Annotated in this window: 21 protein-coding genes; 9 read left to right on the top strand and 12 right to left on the bottom strand. The window is 44.3% G+C overall.

All coding sequences use genetic code 11. The features are described from left to right. Window positions 1–54: 54 nt before the first annotated feature. The 3 genes from DFP76_RS07670 to DFP76_RS07660 all read left to right on the top strand — a co-directional run bounded on the left by DFP76_RS07670 (window position 55) and on the right by DFP76_RS07660 (window position 1,890). Window positions 55–417 carry a DOPA 4,5-dioxygenase family protein gene (locus tag DFP76_RS07670; RefSeq protein WP_113874053.1) on the top strand — a complete coding sequence of 121 codons (363 nt, stop codon included), beginning with the start codon at window positions 55–57 and terminating at the stop codon, window positions 415–417. 216 nt (window positions 418–633) lie between these two features. After that, entirely contained in the window at window positions 634–1,116 is a 483-nt protein-coding gene (locus DFP76_RS07665; protein WP_113874052.1) for an FKBP-type peptidyl-prolyl cis-trans isomerase, read from the top strand. A 246-nt stretch (window positions 1,117–1,362) separates the two neighbouring features. Then, complete coding sequence (locus DFP76_RS07660) at window positions 1,363–1,890, top strand: Mpo1 family 2-hydroxy fatty acid dioxygenase (RefSeq protein ID WP_113874051.1); 528 nt, start codon at window positions 1,363–1,365, stop codon at window positions 1,888–1,890. 149 nt (window positions 1,891–2,039) lie between these two features. Here the strand turns inward: DFP76_RS07660 and DFP76_RS07655 are convergent, their stop codons facing one another. The 5 genes from DFP76_RS07655 to DFP76_RS07635 all read right to left on the bottom strand — a co-directional run bounded on the left by DFP76_RS07655 (window position 2,040) and on the right by DFP76_RS07635 (window position 5,748). Beyond that, complete coding sequence (locus DFP76_RS07655; protein WP_113874050.1) at window positions 2,040–2,243, bottom strand: RSP_7527 family protein; 204 nt, start codon at window positions 2,241–2,243, stop codon at window positions 2,040–2,042. Between the two features lie 125 nt (window positions 2,244–2,368). Continuing rightward, window positions 2,369–3,028 (bottom strand): 5,6-dimethylbenzimidazole synthase, encoded by a 660-nt coding sequence (gene bluB, locus DFP76_RS07650; protein WP_113874049.1) that lies wholly within the window; start codon window positions 3,026–3,028, stop codon window positions 2,369–2,371. 90 nt (window positions 3,029–3,118) lie between these two features. Further along, entirely contained in the window at window positions 3,119–3,625 is a 507-nt protein-coding gene (locus DFP76_RS07645; protein ID WP_113874048.1) for a hypothetical protein, read from the bottom strand. An 89-nt stretch (window positions 3,626–3,714) separates the two neighbouring features. After that, window positions 3,715–5,481 carry a sodium:solute symporter family protein gene (locus DFP76_RS07640; protein ID WP_113874047.1) on the bottom strand — a complete coding sequence of 589 codons (1,767 nt, stop codon included), beginning with the start codon at window positions 5,479–5,481 and terminating at the stop codon, window positions 3,715–3,717. Window positions 5,482–5,487: 6 nt separating this feature from the next. Beyond that, the gene (locus tag DFP76_RS07635; RefSeq protein WP_113874046.1) at window positions 5,488–5,748 is read right to left on the bottom strand and encodes a DUF4212 domain-containing protein; all 261 of its coding nucleotides are present in this window, start codon (window positions 5,746–5,748) and stop codon (window positions 5,488–5,490) included. 153 nt (window positions 5,749–5,901) lie between these two features. On the opposite strand from DFP76_RS07635, the gene DFP76_RS07630 reads away from it, so the two are divergent. Genes DFP76_RS07630 through DFP76_RS07620 form a run of 3 tightly spaced genes read left to right on the top strand, consistent with a single transcriptional unit; the run spans window position 5,902 to window position 7,425 of the window. After that, window positions 5,902–6,537 carry a DUF6500 family protein gene (locus DFP76_RS07630; protein WP_220150986.1) on the top strand — a complete coding sequence of 212 codons (636 nt, stop codon included), beginning with the start codon at window positions 5,902–5,904 and terminating at the stop codon, window positions 6,535–6,537. After that, entirely contained in the window at window positions 6,534–6,953 is a 420-nt protein-coding gene (locus DFP76_RS07625) for a GNAT family N-acetyltransferase (RefSeq protein WP_245931894.1), read from the top strand. Before DFP76_RS07630 ends, DFP76_RS07625 begins: the two co-directional genes overlap by 4 nt. A gap of 16 nt (window positions 6,954–6,969) precedes the next feature. Then, the gene (locus DFP76_RS07620; protein WP_113874044.1) at window positions 6,970–7,425 is read left to right on the top strand and encodes an MOSC domain-containing protein; all 456 of its coding nucleotides are present in this window, start codon (window positions 6,970–6,972) and stop codon (window positions 7,423–7,425) included. 30 nt (window positions 7,426–7,455) lie between these two features. Here DFP76_RS07620 and DFP76_RS07615 read toward each other — a convergent pair whose 3' ends face one another. The 3 genes from DFP76_RS07615 to DFP76_RS07605 all read right to left on the bottom strand — a co-directional run bounded on the left by DFP76_RS07615 (window position 7,456) and on the right by DFP76_RS07605 (window position 10,073). Next, complete coding sequence (locus tag DFP76_RS07615; RefSeq protein WP_245931893.1) at window positions 7,456–9,174, bottom strand: aminotransferase class V-fold PLP-dependent enzyme; 1,719 nt, start codon at window positions 9,172–9,174, stop codon at window positions 7,456–7,458. Window positions 9,175–9,225: 51 nt separating this feature from the next. Next, window positions 9,226–9,702 carry an Lrp/AsnC family transcriptional regulator gene (locus tag DFP76_RS07610; RefSeq protein ID WP_113874043.1) on the bottom strand — a complete coding sequence of 159 codons (477 nt, stop codon included), beginning with the start codon at window positions 9,700–9,702 and terminating at the stop codon, window positions 9,226–9,228. 164 nt (window positions 9,703–9,866) lie between these two features. Beyond that, the gene (locus DFP76_RS07605; protein WP_113874042.1) at window positions 9,867–10,073 is read right to left on the bottom strand and encodes a hypothetical protein; all 207 of its coding nucleotides are present in this window, start codon (window positions 10,071–10,073) and stop codon (window positions 9,867–9,869) included. 121 nt (window positions 10,074–10,194) lie between these two features. Between DFP76_RS07605 and DFP76_RS07600 the strand changes: the two genes are divergently transcribed. Beyond that, window positions 10,195–12,087 carry a methyl-accepting chemotaxis protein gene (locus DFP76_RS07600; RefSeq protein WP_113874041.1) on the top strand — a complete coding sequence of 631 codons (1,893 nt, stop codon included), beginning with the start codon at window positions 10,195–10,197 and terminating at the stop codon, window positions 12,085–12,087. A 100-nt stretch (window positions 12,088–12,187) separates the two neighbouring features. On the opposite strand, the gene DFP76_RS07595 is transcribed toward DFP76_RS07600, so the two are convergent. The 4 genes from DFP76_RS07595 to DFP76_RS07580 form a co-directional block, all read right to left on the bottom strand. After that, the gene (locus DFP76_RS07595) at window positions 12,188–15,373 is read right to left on the bottom strand and encodes an efflux RND transporter permease subunit (protein WP_113874040.1); all 3,186 of its coding nucleotides are present in this window, start codon (window positions 15,371–15,373) and stop codon (window positions 12,188–12,190) included. After that, window positions 15,370–16,617, bottom strand: coding sequence for an efflux RND transporter periplasmic adaptor subunit (locus DFP76_RS07590; protein WP_113874039.1), 1,248 nt, complete (start codon window positions 16,615–16,617; stop codon window positions 15,370–15,372). The genes DFP76_RS07595 and DFP76_RS07590 overlap by 4 nt, the downstream gene beginning before the upstream one ends. Continuing rightward, on the bottom strand, window positions 16,614–17,990 hold the full coding sequence (locus tag DFP76_RS07585; RefSeq protein ID WP_113874038.1) for a TolC family protein: 1,377 nt from the start codon (window positions 17,988–17,990) through the stop codon (window positions 16,614–16,616). Before DFP76_RS07585 ends, DFP76_RS07590 begins: the two co-directional genes overlap by 4 nt. Window positions 17,991–18,365: 375 nt before the next feature. Then, window positions 18,366–19,313 (bottom strand): AraC family transcriptional regulator, encoded by a 948-nt coding sequence (locus DFP76_RS07580; protein WP_013796904.1) that lies wholly within the window; start codon window positions 19,311–19,313, stop codon window positions 18,366–18,368. 116 nt (window positions 19,314–19,429) lie between these two features. Here DFP76_RS07580 and DFP76_RS07575 point away from each other — a divergent pair, with 116 nt between their 5' ends. Both DFP76_RS07575 and DFP76_RS07570 read left to right on the top strand, forming a co-directional pair. Further along, window positions 19,430–21,016: a phytoene desaturase family protein gene (locus DFP76_RS07575; RefSeq protein ID WP_113874037.1), complete on the top strand. Its 1,587-nt coding sequence runs from the start codon at window positions 19,430–19,432 to the stop codon at window positions 21,014–21,016. After that, window positions 21,013–21,252: a hypothetical protein gene (locus DFP76_RS07570; RefSeq protein ID WP_013661371.1), complete on the top strand. Its 240-nt coding sequence runs from the start codon at window positions 21,013–21,015 to the stop codon at window positions 21,250–21,252. Before DFP76_RS07575 ends, DFP76_RS07570 begins: the two co-directional genes overlap by 4 nt. The last annotated feature ends 145 nt before the right edge of the window (window positions 21,253–21,397 follow it).

The following is a 21,397-nucleotide window of genomic DNA, read 5'->3' as shown; positions in this document are numbered from 1 at the left end:
TCCTAAAAGGCTGAAGGCATGTTAAACTGCAGACGAATATTGAGGAGAAATAGCATGACGTTACCAGACCACACTCAGATAAAGGCGTTTCACGCTCATCTTTACTATCAAGATGAAAAAGGATTGGCAATGGCGCAAGCGTTAGCCCAACAAGCCTCTAATTTGTTTGATATTCGTGTGGGGCGTTTCCATCAAAAGCCAGTAGGGCCTCATCCATTGTGGAGCTGCCAATTGTCTTTTGCTGCAGAGACTTTTGGTGACTTTATTCCATGGTTGATAATGAACCGCCAAAGCTTGGATGTTTTTGTCCATCCTTTGACAGGTGATGATTATCTAGATCATACCCAAGGTGTCAGTTGGTTAGGTCAGTCACACACATTGGACACATCACAATTTCGAGCAAAAAATGTTCGATAACACTGAGTTAAAGGGCTTTTTTCTGACTTTTTCTCAAAAAAAATAGCCTTACCCCTTTAAAAATACCTTATAAGACCAAGATCTACGAACTGGTGATTATGTTATTAGAACGTTATCATAACTAACGCTCGGGTTCGTGTTGTGGCGGTGTATCGCAAAATTGTTTGCTTGTATCAAGCGCTCGTTCCCTTATTCAAGATAAAGCTGGAGAAGACAATGCAAATTTCTGAAAACACCGTTGTGAGCATGCACTACACACTAACTGACGACCAAGGTCAGCAACTCGATTCTTCTGTCGGTCAAGAGCCATTGGTATTCTTAAGCGGTGCGCAAAATATCATCGACGGCTTGGACAAAGCGCTTCAAGGCAAAACATCTGGCGAGAAATTGACGGTATCTGTCGCTCCTGAAGATGGCTACGGTGAGATTCATCAAGAGTTGATTCAAAAAGTACCAGCTGAAAACTTCCAAGGTGTGGATGACATCCAAGTTGGCATGCAGTTCATGGCGCAAACCCCAGGTGGTCAGCAGCCAGTTACTGTTATTGGTGTCGAAGAAGATGGTGTGATGTTAGATGGCAATCACCCTCTAGCAGGCAAAACATTGAACTTTGATGTTGAGATTGTGGAAGTTCGCGAAGCTTCTGAAGAAGAAGTTGAGCATGGACATGTTCATGGCGAAGGTGGTCACCACCACTAAGCTTTAGGGCTTCATATTGATTAAGAAAAACGGCTTCTTCGGAAGCCGTTTTTTATGTATATCTGTAAACAGATTTAAGTGCGTACTTTTTGTCATTCTTGATAAAACGGAAAATGTGGGTTTGCTTGAAAAACGCGTTATAAACAAAGCATATAAATGGAAATATGATATTAACAAATAGTATTGACTAATGTGATGATGATGCGTTTTACTGATATCTCAAACAATAATAAGAGAGGTCTGATTATGAAGAGCCTACTGGCGCATTTATCTCAATATGCTTATTACCATCAAGATAGACGTAATGTAGCAACGCATTTCATTGGTATTCCAATGATCGTTTTAGCCATTGCTGTCTTGCTATCTCGCCCGAATTTCTCCTTTTTTGATGTATCTTTTACGCCAGCATTGATTGTGGTGGTACTGAGCAGTTTATTTTATTTATCTTTGCATTTGGTGATTGGACTCGCTATGTCTAGTCTCTTGATACTTAGTTTGTTTATCGCAGACTACCTTGCGGCACAAACCACCGTCATTTGGCTAGTGAGTGGATTAGGCTTGTTTATTGTTGGCTGGATTTTTCAATTTATTGGGCATTACTTTGAGGGCAAGAAGCCGGCTTTTTTGGATGATGTTGTAGGCTTGATCATTGGACCATTGTTTGTCTTTGTTGAGTTTCTTTTTGTATTAGGAATAAAGGGCGAATGGCAGAAACAAATAGAACAATTTTGTGATCTTAAAAATCAAGAAAATGAAATGACGAAAGGTCTTTAATGATTGTTATGAAGTGATTGGTAGATAGAGAGAGCGGGGAAGCGCTATAAATTATTATTTTAGCGCCTTTTCCGTAACGAGTAAGCCAATGAACCTTTATGGGAGGGTTCCCAAGAAAAGTGCTTACTCTAAACTCTTTTTAGTCGCTCTTAAGCGTGTTGCGCAGAAGAAGATACTAAGTTTGCTTTGATTTTAGCAACAACAGATTTGATGGCTTTACCAGCTGCAGCAAATGAAGCAACGATGAATTCAGCGCGTTCAGCACGAGCAACAGCGATACGAACGTCAGCGTCAGTTAGGTAAGCAGCGTTTACATTGTTGATTAGTTCAGAGACAGATTTTGAGTTGTTCATAATGTTTTCCTTCTTTATCAAGTGACCCGCTTTTGGCTGGTCTATGGTGAATTTTTTCGATGTATTAATGATAAGAAGAGTCAACAAAGAAGACAAACGATAAAAAATACCCTCAAAGGTGAATTTTATTCACCAATTGTTTTTTCCTGCCAGACGCCGTGGTGAATAACCGATTCAACAGGTCGGCGTGATAACCAACCGGCTTTTTCTAAATCTGGTGTGTCTTGAAAGGCTTCGACGTAGCCAATACACAGGTAAGCGATAATCTCAATGTTATCCGGTATTTTTAGAAGATCTCGGAGGACCTGATCATGTAAAATGCTCACCCAACCCAGTCCAATATTTTCAGCCCTTGCGGCCAGCCATAAATTTTGAATGGCACAAACTGAACTGAATAAGTCCATCTCAGGCTTCGCTGTTCGTCCTAATACTACTGGACCTGTTCGTTCGCGATCACAGGTTACGCATATTCCTAAAGGTGCTTCCTCAATACCTTCCAGTTTGAGCGTTTTGTATTTTTCCTGACGATCACCTTGAAACAGCTCAGCCGCTTCGGCGTGGGCTTGTAAAAAGCCTTGTTTGATTTTGGCTTTAGTGTCTTGATCGGATACTAAAATAAAATCCCAAGGTTGCATAAAGCCGACACTGGGGGCATGGTGAGCTGCCAGTAGCATGCGCTCTAAGACGGTTTTTGGAATCGGTGTCGACTTGAATTCACGACGAACATCGCGTCGGCTAAAGATGGTTTTATAGACGGCATCGCGTTCGTTTTCGGTAATGGTCATAACATCGACTCAGAGGGCTGAAAAAAGCCATTATGATCTGAGCAAAAAGTTATGCCAAGGCAATTATATTCAAGCGAGCGATGGAATTCTTCAACTACAGACAGCGTTGATTAACGGATCGTTATCGCCTAATGGATACCATTGAGTGGTGGAATTGGCTTCAGCGCTGAATGAATCGGTGAAATCTGCTCTAGCTGATTGTACGCAATCAATGACTTGTGGTACTCGTTTTGCGGCAGAGCGGCGTTCAAAAAAGTACAAATCCACTAAGATTAAATTTGGGTCAATTTTGTTTTGTGCTGAGTTGGCAACATCGGCGGCAATGAATCGGGTAGTTTGAGGAAAGACATAACTCCATGGACGCCAAATGGCTTTTTCTTCAACGGCTTTAACAACCACAACACCAGTTGGCAATAAACCAGTTTGATGATCGTACCAATCGTACTCACCTTGTACTTGAAAACCAAGCATACAAAGTCCTGCAAACGCTGGTACTAACCATTTAGGCGCAGCCTGTTTAGAGAGTTTACGAATTAATAAGGCGATGCCTGCACCACCAAGACCAGCAAAAACGGTTGCGACCAATTCCCAAATCATACGACTGTGTTCCTTTATTTAATTTTCTTATTATAAGGAAATCGAGCCTTGCGAAAAGCAAGGCTCGATAGTGAACAGGGCTTTGTCAGTTAGTGATCAACTGCGTTGCCTGCTCCTTGTGGGTAACGAACATTTTCAACCAGTTCTTGGATTTCTTTAGGTGGCTCTTCTGTCATCGATGAGACGGCAAAGGCAACGGCGAAGTTGATTCCTGCGCCAACGGCACCGAAAGACAATGGAGAGATACCCAGCAACCAGTTATCTGGTGTGTTGGCTAGGGTAGCTGTACCCGGAATGAAGAACCAACCTAGGAATAAGAAGATATAAACCAAAGTTGAAATCAAACCAGCTAGCATACCTGCTACAGCCCCTTTGCTGTTTACGCGTTTCGAGAAAATACCCATCATTAATGCTGGGAAGATAGACGCTGCCGCGATACCAAACGCCAGAGCAACTACCTGTGCGGCGAATCCTGGCGGGTTCATACCGAGGTAGGTCGCGACGATAATGGCGACAAACATGGATATCCGGGCGACCGTTAATTCCCCCTTGTCACTGATGTCGGGGTTAATCGAGCCTTTTATGACGTCATGACTGACGGCAGAAGAGATAGCCAACAATAAGCCTGCGGCGGTGGAAAGTGCGGCTGCGAGGCCACCTGCTGCGATTAAACCAATGACCCAACCTGGAAGATTGGCAATTTCAGGGTTAGCCAATACCAGAATGTCACGGTTAACCGTTAACTCGTTTCCTTCCCAACCACGTGCTGTCGCTTCCGCTTCATAGGTTGGAGTATCGTTATAGAATTGGATACGACCATCGCCATTTTTGTCTTCATACTTGATCAAACCGGTGGTTTCCCAAGTTTGAATCCAATCTGGACGCTCGGCGTATTCAATTGGTTGCTCAGTAGGACCTGATGGGTAGATGGTTGTCATTAGGTTCAAACGAGCCATAGACGCTACTGCAGGAGCTGTTAGGTACAACAAGGCAATGAAGACCAATGCCCAACCCGCAGACCAACGTGCATCAGCCACTTTAGGGACAGTGAAGAAGCGAATAATAACGTGAGGCAGACCCGCAGTACCTATCATCAAGGATAGAGTAAAGAGAACCATATTCAGTTTATTGTCTACATCGGCCGTGTAATCCCTAAAGCCGAGTTCACGCACCACCTCATCCAGTTTCTGCAACAACGGCATACCGGATTCAGTATGAGTTGAGAACAAGCCTAACGCTGGAATAAAAGAGTCCGTTAGTTGCAAAGAAATAAAGACAGCAGGAATGGTATAAGCAATGATTAACACCACATATTGCGCAACCTGTGTATAGGTAATCCCTTTCATACCGCCTAATACGGCATAAAAGAACACCACAACAGCAGCGATCATTAAGCCTGTGTTTTTATCTACTTCTAGGAAGCGTGAGAAAGCCACACCAGCACCAGTCATCTGACCAATGACATAAGTAACAGACGCGGTAATCAAACATGCCACGGCAACCAGACGGGCAGTACGACTGTAGAATCGATCACCAATGAAGTCTGGTACGGTAAACTTACCAAATTTACGCAAATAAGGTGCGAGTAGCATCGCGAGAAGTACATATCCTCCCGTCCAGCCCATGAGGAAAGTTGAGTTAGCATAACCACCGGCCGCAATGAGGCCTGCCATGGAAATAAAGGATGCCGCAGACATCCAATCGGCAGCGGTTGCCATACCATTGAGGACTGGGTGAACACCACCACCTGCCACGTAGAATTCTTTAGTTGATCCTGCACGAGCCCAAATCGCGATACCGAAGTAAAGCGCAAAGGACCCACCGACAAATAACAAGTTAATAGCAAATTGACTCATATTGAATTACTCCTGCAGGCCGAATTCTTCGTCTAGCTTATTCATTCTCCAGGCATAGAAGAAAGTCAAAGCAATGAAAACGAGGATGGAACCTTGCTGGGCAAACCAGAAACCTAAGTCTGTTCCTCCAATATGAATCCCTGAGAGCATGGGACGTAGTAGGATGGCACAACCGTAAGAGGCAAGGGCCCAAATCACCAAGCTTCCGAGGATGAGCCGGAGGTTGGCTTGCCAATACTTTTCTGCATTAATGCTATGATCTGACACGGTAGATCTCCTTATAATTATTTTTATTACGCATCTCTAATCTAGCAGGGGCGAATTGAATAAGAAGTCAGACTTTAGTCGCATAGGGAGTATAAATGAGACTTATAGTTGCAAGTATCAAGCAGTGAAAAGATTAAAAAAGGGAATAAAGTCATGAATTTAGAAGTGAGGCAAAAGATTATTTCAGTTTGCCAGGAAAAAATAAGACAAAAAGGCGAAAAGGTTCAGGTGTCATTTTATGCTTTTTTTGCCAATAAAAATGACCAACCAGAAACTTTAATGTCCGTAGCACGTTGGTGGATTGAAGAGCACCAGCTTAATCACTTTGAGAAAGCGACTAAAATTTTTGCCATGATCAAGTCATATCAAGATAAAAAGCTTGAATCATCCGTAAAAGGCTTTAATCACCTTACATTGTCAGTCAAGGATATTAGTCGCTCACTCGATTTCTATGAGAATCAGTTGGGTTTTACCGCCGAGGTTCGTTGGGCAACGGGCGCTTATTTATCTTATGGTGATGCTTGGCTGTGCTTATCTTTGTGTTCGGATGAAAAAGAAGAGATGAGTGTTCACTATACTCATTATGCTTTCAATATTGATACGGCATCCTTAAAGGCGATGCGTGATGATCCTGCATTGGATATTTGGCAAGTCAACCAAAGTGAAGGGGATTCATTGTACGTAAGAGACCCAGATGGTCATCAATTGGAGTTCCATCTTGGGTCTTTGTCATCCCGTTTGACCTCGTTAAAAGAAACGCCCTATCAGGGGTTGGAGTGGTTATCGTGACACTAGAAGCGCTAGCGATTCGAAAAATTAATGCTGAGACAACCTTACCATTGCGCCAACAAGTATTATGGCCAAATAAAACGTTAGAGGAATGCCGCGTTGAGGACGATGATTTGGGGGAACACTATGGTGTGGATAAACAAGGTTTGTTGGTTTGCGTGGCGTCTGTTTTTATTCAGCAAGATACGGCAAGGTTAAGAAAATTTGCTACTTTAGAGGCTTTTCAGAGGCAGGGCATAGGTCAGTTTGTGTTAAGTCGTATTATTGAAGACCTAAAAGCCAGTGGCGTTCGTACCTTCTGGTGTGATGCCAGAGAAAGTGCCTGCTCTTTATATCAGCGTTTTGGGATGACAGTATCGGGTGAGCGTTTCTACAAAGGAGACATTCCTTATCGTCGAATGTCTGTGTCTTTTTAGTGAAGGGAAGTGTTATATGATCCAAGCCATTTTTGTGGCGAAAAAAGCCAAGCAAGCGCAAATTGAAATAGAGGCGGTAAAAGTGGATGCGGGCAAGGGCATCGTAGGGGATAGGTACTACGGAAAAAAAGGCAATGATGGCCCAAACATTACCTTTGTTGCACAGGAAGAAATTCAAGCCTTCAATCAACACTTTGAACAACACATCACGCTTTCCGACACTCGCCGCAATGTGGTGACCCATGGGGTCAGTTTGAATGACTTGGTTGGCAAACGCTTTCGTATTGGTGAAGCGGAATTTTATGGTGTCGAGTTGTGTGAGCCTTGTTCTTTGTTGGGACGCAGATTAGCGAACGACACCATGAGCGCAGCGCAAGTGGTTAGAGCTTGGCTGCACAGAGGAGGGTTACGAGCCGATGTGATTCGCTCAGGCGTATTGCGAGTGGGCATGCCATTTGAACTTTTAGACTAGGTGTATTGTTCGTTTTGATGGCATTCAGCTTTATAAGTCCGTGACTAGCACAAAATCTCGCAACGATTCATATGCATGGTTAAAAGGCTGTGTTTGCTTAACATAGTCTGATTGACTTGGTGTTTTTAGTGTTTCGGCTAACTGTTTTGCTTGCGTTAAATAGGACTCATAAGACTCACTATGAGGCTGCTGAGTTTCTTTTTGAGTTGGTTTCTCTGTGTACACATCCTCTAACTCAAAGAGATCATCTAAACTCATGGCTGTACTTCTTTGGTTTTGAAAACGCCACAAATCCTTATGCTGATCGTACCCATAAAAAGGCAAAAAGGTGAGACCCTGTTGGCTGATGAAATCAATCGCACGCAGAATAAAGTCGGCTTCCTGTTGGCTGATGAAATAGTTCAAGTTAAAACGCACCCAGCCAGGTTTCAGAAGTTTCTCCCCGGCTTTCAGGGCTTGCTGAATTTGTTCAGATTTGTGTTCGTCAATATTCAACAAAGCGTGTCCATAAGGTCCAGCGCATGAACAACCACCGCGCATCTGAATACCAAAGAGATCATTCAATAATGCAGTGACAAAACCATGATGCAAATAGCCTAGCGATGTTTTAATGCGAAATGCGGTAATGGAAATACGCTCGGCAGTGCTATGACCTAGGCGTTCAATCGAAGGGTGGTTTTGCCAATGTTGATCAATAAGCTTAACGAATTGGTGTTCCTGCTGTTGAATTACATCATCGCCCACTAAAGATTTGAGTTTGAAGACTAAACCAGCGCGAATGGATTCTAAAATAGCAGGAGTGCCACCTTCTTCACGGCGCTCACTTATGGGTAAAAAAGTATGATCATTCGGTGTCACGAAAGACACAGTACCACCGCCAACATGGCTCGGTTGCGCATTTTCAATGCAGCTCTTTTTGACGATTAAAACACCGGGAGTGCCGGGACCGCCGATGAACTTATGTGGAGAGAAGAAAATAGCGTTTTTGTGCTGGTGTTTGGACTGCGCAGGATTCATATCGATCTTCACATAAGGCGCGGCGGCAGCGAAATCCCAAAAGGAGAGCGCGTTATAGGCATGCAATAAGCTGGTTATCGCATCTTGGTCTGAGAGGATGCCAGTGACATTAGAAGCGGCACTGAAACTGCCGATGAGTCGCTTATCCTGATGTTGCTGCAATTGTTTTTCTAAGTCTTGCAGACAGACTCCGCCTTGCTCGCCTTCCTGGATACGAATCACAGGAATGCCTAATTCGCGCCAGGGTAATTCATTGGAATGATGCTCATAAGGGCCAATCAGAATGCGAGTTTGTGTTTTTTCGGTGGCGTCTAATTGTCTTAAACCGAGCTGAGAAATCAAAGTGTTGATGGCGCTGGTGGCGCCACTGCCGCAGAAAATGACCAAATCTTCAGGGCTAGCATTCACAGCTTTACGAATTTCTTCTCGCGCTTGTTCACGATATGCCGTGGTTTGCATGCCGGTGGCATTGGCTTCCGTGTGGGTGTTGGCGTAAAAAGGCATGGCCTTTTGTACGGCTTGTTCGATGAAGTCCAAACTACGACCTGATGCAGTGTAGTCTGCGTAAGTGAGTTTGCGTTCTCCAAAGGGGGTGATGATGTTTTGTTGAGCGCCAATAATGCTCCGTCGGATGGTGTCTAATAAAAGCATAGACGGTGGATCTAAGTGATATGTGGTTGTCTTGCAAGAGGCGGCAAGAGGGCTGACATTGGGCGAGTCTATCGTTAACATTTTGAGATCCTTAGCCTTGATTGACAGACTCGACCTCTGCTTAATATCCGTTTATTCGGCTTTTGTTAGCTGAGGTAAAGGCAACTCCGTGGTCCATTTAATTTGTTCCATAGCGAAGTTGGAGGTAACGTCTGTTAACGCAGTGGCACTGATTAAGCGTTTATAAAATTGGTCATAGGCTGGAATGTCTTTTACCAAAACGCGCAGTAAATAATCGTATTCACCCGCCATGCGATAAAACTCCACAACTTCTGGAAATTGAGAAACCACCTGAGCAAATTCAGTCGCCCAATTGGCATCGTGTTGATTGGTTTTTACCTGAACAAAAACCGACACGCCCAGTTCCAATTTCTCAGCGTCTAATAAAGCCACGTGACGTTTGATGTAGCCTGACTTTTCTAAACGTTGAATGCGTCGCCAACAAGGGGTTTTGGATAAGCCTACTTGTTGAGCCATTGCTTCTGTCGAAATACTATCATTGCTTTGAATTAAAGCAAGAAGTTGCAGGTCTGTGTTGTCTAAGTGCATTTTGTGCTCTTTATTTTATTTGTATGGGAATAATATTTCTTAAGGGTAATGGTTTTATACGTTTAAGCAACAACATTTCTCATCTAAGGGGATTTATGGAATATCAATCCAAGATGAGGTAGGAAAAAAGTTTTTAAATTATCGCTTTTATTGAGTGAATTGCCTTATTCCGAGTAGCCTGTTCGCTCTTTTTGGTATTCCTCGAACGATTTACTATAGTTTGCTAAGCAATCATCCTGTTGTTGGCCGCGATATTCACGGCAAGCCGAGGCATGATTATATTGAAAGGCTTCATAAGCCCCTTTTGTTGTGCAAGATGTTTGTATGGCGACTAAAATGAGGCTGATGGATGTGACAATACATTTTTTCATATTCATTCTCTGTAAATCGGATGGATAAATAACTTTATATCAGTTTACAGTCTGTTCGTTTAGTTTAATAATTAACCAAACAGTCAAGATTAAATTCACTAACCAAAAAGGATTCAACTCGGTGTCACTAAAACTTCGACTCATCTATGCCTTTGTTGCTGTGGTACTTATCAGTACCATCACCATGGGCTTGTTAAGCTTTTATCAAGCCCGTTCGGTCATGTTGGAGCGTACGACAGGTACAGAGCTTCCAGCGCAAATCAAACAGATTAAAAGTGAGGTTGAAAATCAAATCGAAAACCTTGCTGCTACTGCTCAAACACTAGCCAACAACCCTCTAATCATTGATTGGGCGGAGAACGGCTTTGATCCGGAAGGGGAAGAGAAGTTAATTGAGCTATTAGGCAACATCAAAAATCAGCTTGGTTTGGATACGGCTTCTTGGGCAGATCGTGAAACGGCCAAATATTGGAACCAAGACGGTTTTTTGCGGACCTTACTGCCAGAGCGCGATACTTGGTTTTTTGATTTTACGAAGTCGACAAATGATCGCAATGTCAGCGTCTACCGAAGCCAGACTTCTGGTGAGGTGAAGCTGTTTGTGAACTACCAAAACACCAATGGCCGTGGTTTAGCGGGTTTTGGCATGAACCTAGACAAAATGACGGCTTATTTAAACAGCTTTACCTTTAATGGTAGTGGCTTCGTTTATCTAGTATCCGGTGACGGTACGCTTAAAGTTCACCGTGATGAGTCTCTTTTAGAGAACACCAAAGTAACCGATTTATATGGCGATGAAGTCGGTAAGACTTTATTAAAACGCGATGGCTTGAACATCGTTATGTCTGATGATGCTGTATTGGCCAGCGAATACATTCCAGCTATGGGTTGGACTTTAGTCGCTGAGATCCCAAATAAAGCCGTGTTTGGTGGCGTGACTACTATGGGACACGCCTTGCTTATTATGGGCATCATTTTAAGTATCATTACTGTGTTTGCCGCTTTGTTTGTGGGCACTAAGTTAGTTAAGCAACTACAAGTTGTGGCAAATAACTTAACCGAAATTGGTGAAGGTGACGGTGATCTAAAACACAGGTTAAGCGATCAAGGCCCTGCGGAATTAGCCAATATCGGCTCTGGTTTTAATAAGTTTGTCAGCATCATTCACAACATGGTGAAACAAGTGAGCCAAACGAGCGCTCAGCTTAACAATGCTTCAGAGCAGATGTTAAGTTCGGCTAACACCATGCAATCGGATGCCAAAGAGCAGAGTGAACGAACCTCTATGGTGGCCTCTGCGATTCATGAGGTGGAAGCCTCGGTACGTGAAGTCTCTGGAAATGCTGCACAAGCGGCGGAGAGTGCTAACCAAGTTGAACACGAAGTGACATCCGGTCTAAATGTGGTGTCATCGGCCAAAGCAACCGTCGAAAATCTAGCGGCAGAAGGTCAGAAAACCGCTCAGGTCATAGAAGATTTGGCGAAAAATTCTGAACAAATTGGCAGCATTCTTGAGGTGATTCGCAATATCTCAGAGCAAACCAATTTATTGGCATTGAATGCAGCAATCGAGTCAGCACGTGCAGGTGAAGCCGGTCGAGGTTTTGCTGTGGTGGCTGATGAAGTTCGTAATCTTGCTAAACGAACGGCACAGTCAACGGATGAAATTCAGGAGATGATTGATCAGTTGCAAGCAGAGTCTCGCAAAGCGTTAGCGGCATCACAGGCAGGACAGCAAATTGCTGGTGAAGGTGTAGAGTCGATGCAAGAAGCGCAAGCTTCATTAAACAGCATTGCAGAGCAAGTCAAAACCATGAATGCGATTAACCAACAAGTGGCGACATCTACGGAGCAACAATTACTCGCGATTGAAGATGTTGCAAGTCATGTTACTGGTATTCAGAATTCGGTTGAGACCAGTGTGACCACGGCAAATGATGTCTCAGACAACAGTAAAGCATTACGAGAACTGTCGAACAGCCTTGATGAATTGGTGGCACGTTTTAAAGTCTAACCCTAGTGCTTTTCTTGTTACCATTAAAAACCCCGATGCTGTTATCAGCATCGGGGTTTTGTTTATTCGTTCTGCCTTTTTAAGATCAACCGGGCATAGGTCACGATGAAACGGGAACATCCGATTTAGGTTTCATTTTGTCTTTGATACGCTTGATCACGTTTTCCACATCTTCTTTGATCATCAAGAGAATCGGCATCAATACCAAGGTGATCAAAGTGGCAAACATGATGCCGTAGCCGAGGGAAACCGCAGCAGGGATCAAGGCTTGCGCCTGACGCGACGTTTCATACAGGATGGGCGCAAGGCCTGCAAAGGTTGTGAACGAGGTCAGTAATACGGCACGCAAACGACTTTGGCATGCCATGATGATGGCACGACGAATGTGAATGGTCTCTTGGCGCAAATCATTGTAGCGAGACACCAGTAGTAAGCTATCGTTTACCACCACGCCACTTAGCGCCAAAATGCCGTTTAATGAGAAAATACTCAAGGCAAGTCCATTCATCCAGTGACCTAACAAAGAGCCAATGATGCCAAATGGAATGGCCATCATAATGATGATTGGCTGGCTGTAGGACTTCAACGGAATGGCCAGTAAGGCATAGATAATTAACAGCGCCAACATAAACATCTGAAACAAAGAGGATTGTGTTTCCGCTTGTTCTTCCGCTTCTCCTGAAAAGCTAAAATCCACTTCTGAGAATTGTTTTTTGATGTTCGGCATGGTTGATTGCTGCAATAATTCAACCACTTCGGTCGAAGACATAATGTCTTTGTCTACTTCCGCCGACAGGTAGTAAGAGCGCTTGCCATCAATACGAATGATCTCAGTTTGCACCTCAATCTGTCCCAATTTGGCTACCGTATCTAGTGGCACACGTGAGCCATTATCCAGGGTGATCTTAGTGTTCATGATGGCCGCAGGGGATTCTTGTTGTGCTTCTGGGTAGCCAATGCGAACTTCCATTTCGTCATTGTCTCTTTGATAGGTCTGTACTTCTGTACCATCAAAGTTACTGGCCACTTGGCTCGCTAATTCGGAAGTGGTTAACCCCAGTAAGCGACCTTGCTCACTCAAGCTGAGTTCTAAGCGTGATTCAGGTGGCGTGTCGTATTTTTCAATGCCTGTCACAGCGGGGACTTGGTTTAACGCGTCTACTAGTGTGTTCAATGCTTCATCAAGGGAAGTGGCATTAGAACTAGCGAGTTCCACATTAAGAGCATCTACTGCGCCGTCTTGCCCATTGCGAATACGCAAGCTTTTTACGCCCTCTGGTGTGCCTGCTAAACGCTGCCATTCGGTTGAGAACTGAGTTAATGAATAGGGTGCACCATTCACCAATTCGACACGAAAGCTGCCGGATTGATCGCTGGAAGTATAGGTTTCAATGTTTTTTAAATAACTGCTCGGTAAATCCGTTTGATCAGCCTGCTTGGCATTCACCGCTTTGGTAAGGTTTTTGTCGGCCTGATAGGCTTTTTGCTCTATCTCAATCAAGGCTTTTTCGGTCTGACCATAGCTGGCATCGCTTAACATAGTTAAGGAAGCTCGTACGGTATCACCCGGAATACGAGGAAAAAAGCTGGTGCGAATTTCACCCGTCAGAGGCATGGAAATCACCAAAGCAAACATACTGATGAAGACCAAGCTCATGGCATATCTGTGGCTTAGGCAAAACTCAATGGCGGGTTTATACAGACGATTACTGAAAAATTGCAAACCATCATCTGCGCCTTTTTGCACCATGCTCCACACTTTCGCTAGCCAATTTTTAGCGGGGGCTTTGTGAGTGTTTAAATGGGATAAATGGGCCGGCAAAATGATTTTTGACTCAATGATGGACAATACCAAACAAATGGCCACTACTTGTGCAAATTGAGAATAAATCTTGCCCAAACGACCATCAATGTTGGATAAAGCCCAAAAGGCCGCCACTGTGGTAAAGACACCAAACAGGGTAGGCACAGCGACTTCCATAGTGCCTTTTATCGTGTTGTTTAAAGTGTCGCCATCCCGCGCTCGCACGGAATAGATGTTTTCACCCACAACAACCGCATCGTCTACCACTATGCCTAAGGCCAGAATAAAGCCAAAGGTGGTGATCATGTTTAAGGTTAAATCGACCTGACTGGTGCCCATTAAAAACAAGGTGCCAAAGAAGATAAATGGCAAGCCTGCGGCCACCCAAAAAGCTACCGTAATATTGAGGAATATAGCGAGCAGTACAAACACCAGAATCACACCGGTTAGGGCGTTTTTCACCATCAACTCAAGACGTTGATTGATGGATTCACTGCGGTCATTCCAGGTGGTTAATTCAACTTTGTAAGGCAGTTTCCCTGATGCTTGCCAGTCTTCAACACGTTTTTTCGTTGCTTCTACTGTGTTGATGATGTCGTCCTTGCCGATGGTATTTACCCGCAAAGACAAACTATTTTGTTGATTGAAACGCGACAACACAAAGTCGTCTTCATCGTATGCATCTTGGACGGTGGCGATGTCACTGAGTTTGAGCTCTGCGCCGCTTGTGCTGGTTTTGATCGGAATACGAGCGAACTCTTGCTTGAAATAGGCTTGCTCAGAGGTACTGACTTTGAGGTATAGGTCTTCATTGCTGAGTGTCGCGACTGATGCACTGGCGGATTCGGCGTTTATTGCAGTACTGATATCCGCTAAAGTCAGGTCATAAGCTTCTAGCTGATTTTTATCGACCTTAATCAGCATGCTGGGATCACGCCAACCTGAAATGGAAACCGAGTTAATTTCTTTATCTAATAACAGGTCGGTTTTTAAATCATAGGCCGCTTTTTGTAAGGTTCGGCGATCAGTGTCGCCAAATAGCTGAATGATAATAGCCAGTTCAGAACGGGTGTCTTTGGTGATGACTGCAGGATCGGCGTCACTGGGAAAGGAAGAAATTTCATCAACCTTGTCTTTAATGTTGTTGAAAATTTCATCTAGGTCATAACCATCTTTGATCTCAACATTGACGGAACCACCACTGCTAGTCGACGTCGACATAACATTATCTATGCCTTCCAAACCTTCCAGTTGTTGCTCAATTAAGATGGTGACGCTTTCTTCGGTCGCTTTGGCCGAGCCACTGTCATAGCTGACATCAATATCGATACCATTTGGTGGTAATGTCGGGAAGCTCTTTTTACTTAACGAGCCTATGTTGATCACCCCTAAGGTAATGATAAAAATCATCAGTAAGTTGGCGGCGACTGGATTTCCAGCAAACCAAGCAATGATGCCTCTTTGTTGATCGTTCGGACTCATTTTTCAGTTTGCTCCATGGCGTCAACTAGGGTGCCTTTTTGATAACTGTTATAGGGTTTGGTTAGCACTGAATAAGGTTGGTCTCGCATGGTTTCTGGGACCAAGATGTAAGTGTATTTGGCATCCACGAATAAGGGCGTCGTAGGGAAATAGTCGAGACGGTTTGCTTCGTTTATAAACCAAATATCACCACGCTGACTTAAGGCAGAGTTAGGTAATTTCCAAAGGTTTTGTAAGGTTTTACCTTGCAGTTCAACAGTGACAAAGGCGCCAGGTAATAAAGGTGTGTTTTGATCCAAGGGCGAGTCTACTGCCAAGGTTAAGCTACGCATACGAGTTGTGGTGTCTATGTGTTGACCGACACTGATCACCTTGCCTGACCAGCTTGCTTGACTGTCAATACTGTTTACAGTGACAGGCCAATTACCTGCAAGCAAGGTTTTTGCGTCAGGCAATTTCGCCCAATCCGAACTGGCGAGTTCTAATGTGATTTCGACTCGGTCGGTACTGTATAAAGTAGCAATGTCACTGCTGGAGCTAAGGTATGAGCCGGGCGAGATATTACGCGCCGTGACCAGAGCATTAAAAGGTGCAACGACCTTGGTGTTTTCTAAGTTGTCTCTGGCTTCCATTAGAGCGGCTTTTGCCGAGTTCACTTCGGCTTTGGCTTCGGCCAACTGAGGAATACGCCATGTCAGGTCGGAATCGGGTTGATCAGTAAAGCCTGCGGCTTGCCATTCGGCTTTGGCTTGATCGCCTTGGCGAACCTCTTCTTTTAATGCCAATTCGGCACTGGCTAAGGTTTTTTCTGCACTGGCCACCGCACTGTTTAATTCACGATTACGCAAAACCGCTAACACATCACCTTGTTTGACGCGCTTGCCTGCTTCTAGTTGAGAAGAGATTTCAATCACTTCGCCACTTACTTGACTGGTGAGTGTCAGAGAATAGCGCGGGGCAGTCACGGCTGAGCCTTGAATAATGGGCGCGTATTCACCAGATTGAACCTTAATGACTGATACTTTTACCGCGGTTTCATCTGTCTCTTCGGTTTGGTTGCGGCTATTAGACATGCCTGATCCTGGAGCCCCTCTTGGCCCATCAGGACCACCACGACCGGAGGGGCCTTGGCCCATTTGTCCTGCAAATTTGTCAGTATTGAGTTTGCTGTCGATGTAAAAATAACTGGTAACCGCCAACACAATTGATAATGCTAGTATGATCCAGCGTGAATATTGCTTCATTCTGGTTTTACTCCCAGTCCTAATGCCAGCCCTAAGGTAATTCGGTTTGCTAAATGCTCGTAGATCAGCTCGTCAAGCTGTGCTTCGAGATCAAACATGGTGGTTTGCGCAGAGATTAAGTCACTCAGTTCCACCAAGCCATTACGATATTTTGTTTCATATTGAGTTAAGTTACTGCGCGAACTTTGTAACGCATTGCGGATATGAGTGAGACGTTGTTGCAATACTTTTTCTTGTCCCAACGCATCTTCTACTTCATTCACGGCGGTTAATAAGGTGTCTCGGTAGCCTTGAAACGCTTGCGCGGTTTGCAGCTTGGCGACTTCCGCGGCGGCTTTTAATTGACCGCCTTGATAAAGAGGCTGAGTCAATTGCGCTGCCAAACTCCAAATAGGAGAAGTAAATAAAGCCATGCGCGGGGATTCTGCCGCATCAGAAAGGGCAGCGCTCAAGCTGATGGAAGGCAACATGTCTTTGTAGGCCACTTGCGTGCTTAAATCAGCCGCTTCTATAGTCAGATAGGCTGATTTTAAATCGGGACGGCGTTGTAGGTTTTGCTCAGGTAAACCGGATAAGGAATAGCTGACTTCTGGATACTCTTGTTGCGCAGATAAAATCAGCGGCGTGTTACGTCCTAATAAGGTTTGCAATTCACGCTTTTGAATTTCAAGGTTTTCGCGATATTGCGCCAAAGATGCCCGAGATTGCGATGTGGAAGTGCGTGCTTCGTCTAACGCTTCTAAATTGTCCAAGCCACTTTTGAAACGTTTGACGATCAACTGCTCGTTGGCTTCTAACAGGTTTAAGCGTTTAGTTTCTATTTCTATGGCATGTTGCTTGGCGGTCAAAGAGAGCCACGTCTTCATGACACTCGCCACTAATGTGTCTTGACTGGATTGGTATAAGGCTTCATCGCTAGCGAGGCTCTTCGCTGACGCCGACTCCGCATTCGCGAGCTTTTGCCATAAGTCTAATTCCCAGCTGACACTGATTTTTGCAGAGTAACTGGTATCACTGTCTTTTTCTTCATTGACACCAATACTGGCATCTACGGAGGGTAAATTTGCACCATGGGATTTTTTCAGTTCCCATAAGCTTGCTTGCAGGGTTAGGGCGGTTTTTTGCAGACTTGGATTGGCGACTAAGGCTTCTTTAATGAGTTGATCCAGTTCGTCACTTTGAATTAAATCTGTCAGGTAGCTTATTTCACCCGCTTGATCCAAGGATTGCCATTGATTGGCTTGGACCTCAGTCTTGTCAAATTCTTGCTGCGCTAGATCCGCGTAATTCACTCTTTCTTGTGAGCTACTACAAGCGACCAAAGCGGTGCTGATGCAAAACAGAGCTGCACAACGGAACGGTTTGCTTGTCATTGAATCAATCCTGATTATTTTCTAATGCGAACTGTGTTGGCTCGGACTAGAGTAAGTTTGCTTTAAAAAGGTGTTGAGTAGCACCAGATTATTGGTTTAAAGGCATTTTCAATAAAGTATATTTTCATTTATTTACATTAACATGAAGGCATAGAAATGTTTTTTTAGGGAGGGTTCGAGCAAGCTTATTGGTGACAAGAAACAGCCCCTGCATTGTCCTAATCCATTATCTCCCTGTAAAGCTTCTTGCCTAGCATGGGGCCTAGTTAACACCCAAAACACTACTTTTAAAAAGAGCAAAGTGTCTTGTAAATACGATGATGTATCTTTATTTCGCCTCGCACAAAAGGGTACTGTAAAAAAGAGCGAAGCACCTTAAGACGATGAGTTTCTGTATGCACTTGGTGATTGTTGATAAGTACGTAAAAAGTGTTTTCTAAAGTGCTGACTATTCGCATACCCCAAATCCTGAGCAATGGTTTCAACATTAGCTTGAGTCTCTTTTAGTTTGGTTGCGGCCAGCTCCATTCGATGTTGATGTAAGTAATTCATCGGCGTGTTATCCAGTATGTTGTTAAATCGTTTGGCGAACGCTGTCCGCGACAATCCGGCTTCTTTGGCCATCAATTCCACACTCCACTTTTTCTGTGGCGTTTTATGTAACGCAATTAATAGCGGTTGCAAATAGGGGTCTTTAATGGCGGCCAGTAATCCCGATGAATAGTGTGTTTGAGCGACATGGGCGCGTAACTGGCTGACTAAAAGCGCTTCACTGATGTGGTTTCTAATCGCATATTCTCCCGGTTGCATATTGGTTTTTTCTTGAGCAATGGCATAGAGGGCAGAACGAATCAAATGAAACTCTTGGCATTCATGTTTACGTAATACTAAAAAATGTGGCAAGGCATTGAATAAACTGCTTCGGCTTTGTTCCTCGATTTCAAACACTAAACTCAGCAAGCGAGTTTTTTCACCACCGCCTCCCCAATGAGTTTCGTAATAGGCACCAGGTGGATGTTGCTCAAACCCAATAAAGCTTTCCTCCTCTGAGTTCCAGACGTCAGCAACAGGATGAATCTCTACTTGGTGATCAGAACTGAGTGACATAGGCCCACCACGGGGAAAGATAAAAGAATCGCCTGAGTGAAGTTCAATTGGCTCTTCTCCCTCTGGTGTTATCCAGCAACTGTTTTCAATCACATTAAAGCTGAAGCCATAGTCAAAACCTTGTGAGCTAAACCCCCAAGGGGCGCTTAAGTGATAGGTTCCGATCAACATATTTTTTATTTTTAGGGAAAGTAACGTTTCGCTTAAGAGATCCATAGCCCTTCCTTATGTACGGTTTGATCTAAAAAGAGGTGTATTTCGCACTTATTGGTGTTTTTCAGGAAGGATAGACTATAACCCAATCTATAAAAAAAATAATAGGAGTAAGTGAGATGAGTCATTATGACGTTGTTGTAATGGGCGCCGGCCACAATGGTTTGGTTGCTGCTGCCTACATGGCGAAAGCTGGCAAAAAAGTAATTGTTTTGGAGCGGCAGCCTTTTTACGGTGGTGGTGTCACAACAAGAGAGTTGATGACCCCTGGTTATTTTAATGACGAGCATTCCGCAACGCACGTTATGATTTTAGCGAACCCTTTAATACAAAATGACGAACTGGGTTTGCAGTCTAAGTTTGGTTTGAGTTATGACTACATGGATCGCAGTGTCGTGAGTGTGTGGGATGATGGCACTGTTCTCGTTTCATGGAAAGATCTTGATCGGACCTGTGAAGAGTTTGCGAAAGTTTCTCCTCGTGATGCCGAAGTGTATCGACAGTTTGTTCAAGCGGGGCAGAAAGTTTTGCCCATGATGATGACAGGACTTGCTATTCCGCCAACGCCATTAGGTGCGTTTGTCGCCATGATGGATCAATCCGATCAGGGACGTTTTATGTTTGATATGATGCAGCGTAGCGCTCGCGACATTATCGAAGAAACCTTTGAAAATGAACTGGTTAAATTGCATTTGCTTCGTGCCGTCGCTGAAGCCTTGATTAATCCTGATGATTTGAGTACAGGCATTGCGGCTTTCTTGTCTAACGCCATGCTTCATACCTATGGCGGTGGTGTCCCGAAAGGGGGATCTGGCAAACTCTCTGAATCCTTAGTTAAGTGTATTGAGCATTATGGTGGGGAAGTGCGATGTGATGCTGAAGTGGCACGCGTCATCGTCTCTTCTGGAAAAGCGACAGGACTTGAACTGACTAACGGCGAAACCTTTATGGCGAAAGATGGTGTGATTGGCGCAATCCATCCGCACGTTTTGGATAAGTTCGTTGAGGGGGTTCCAGAGCCTGTTGTTAAGCGTGCAAAGCGTGTTACGACCACTGAAATATCGGTCAATATGATTCACCTAAATTTGAAAAAGCAAGCGACCCTGAAGGTCGGCAAAGAGTATCACTCACATGCGGTAGAACTGATGGACTTTTATACGGTTCGCGACATGTGCATGGAGTTTGATAAAATTCGACGCGGAGTACCGTCATCTCGTTTGATTGGTGGGTTTGATGTCACTCACACAGATCCATCCAGAGCGCCGGCGGGCAGCGGTGTGTTTTACGGTGTACATCTAGTGCCTGCTAAGCTGCATGAAGGCGGATTAGAAGGGTGGGATGAGAGCAAAGAAGCCATTGCTGATGAAGCTTTAGCACAATATCGTAAGTTTTATGACGGCCTTGAGGATGACAATATTATAGCGCGTCATATTGGTTCGCCAATGGACCATCAACGTTATAGCCCGAACAGCTTTCTGAATGGCGATATTCATGGTGCGGCAAATCCCTTTTATCAAAGTATGGGGCATAGACCGACCCCTGACCTTGGCGATTTCCGAGTCCCTGAAGTAGAAAGCTTGTATCTAGTGGGCCCCGCTATGCACCCAGGTGGTGGCGTGACAGGCGGAGGCCGTGCAACTGCTATTCAAATGATGGACGACCTTGGTATTGACTACGATAAAGTATTCAATGAGGAAGTGCGATGAGCCGTTCCGACAAGAAAAAACAGATGATGGTATACGATGGTCAAGGTAAGGAGCTGATGACCATCCGAGCGCTGGAGCAAGATGGTGACGATCTGGTCATAACGGGAAAGATATTTGGATCGATGCCAATGAAAGCGCGACTTAAGCCTGAAGAAGCCAGAGCCGCTCTTAAGTTGCTTAATTTCAAAACGATATTATTCGTACTGACCATTTTATTTCGTCGTTCGAAATCGTAACCAATTAAACGTCCTGTATTGAGAGTAACGATGGTTTTATGTTGCTATTCTCAATGCAGGACGTTTCAATTTGGACGCTCGCCATCTATTCTATTTTCCTGAGAATCCGTTATTTTCAGGAATGTCACTGCAAAGACTTATCCTG

The sequence above is a fragment of the Marinomonas aquiplantarum genome (assembly GCF_003314975.1).
GTDB classification, from domain to species: domain Bacteria; phylum Pseudomonadota; class Gammaproteobacteria; order Pseudomonadales; family Marinomonadaceae; genus Marinomonas; species Marinomonas aquiplantarum.
Note: the sequence above shows the minus strand (reverse complement) of the source record. Positions and strands in the feature narration are given on the sequence as shown.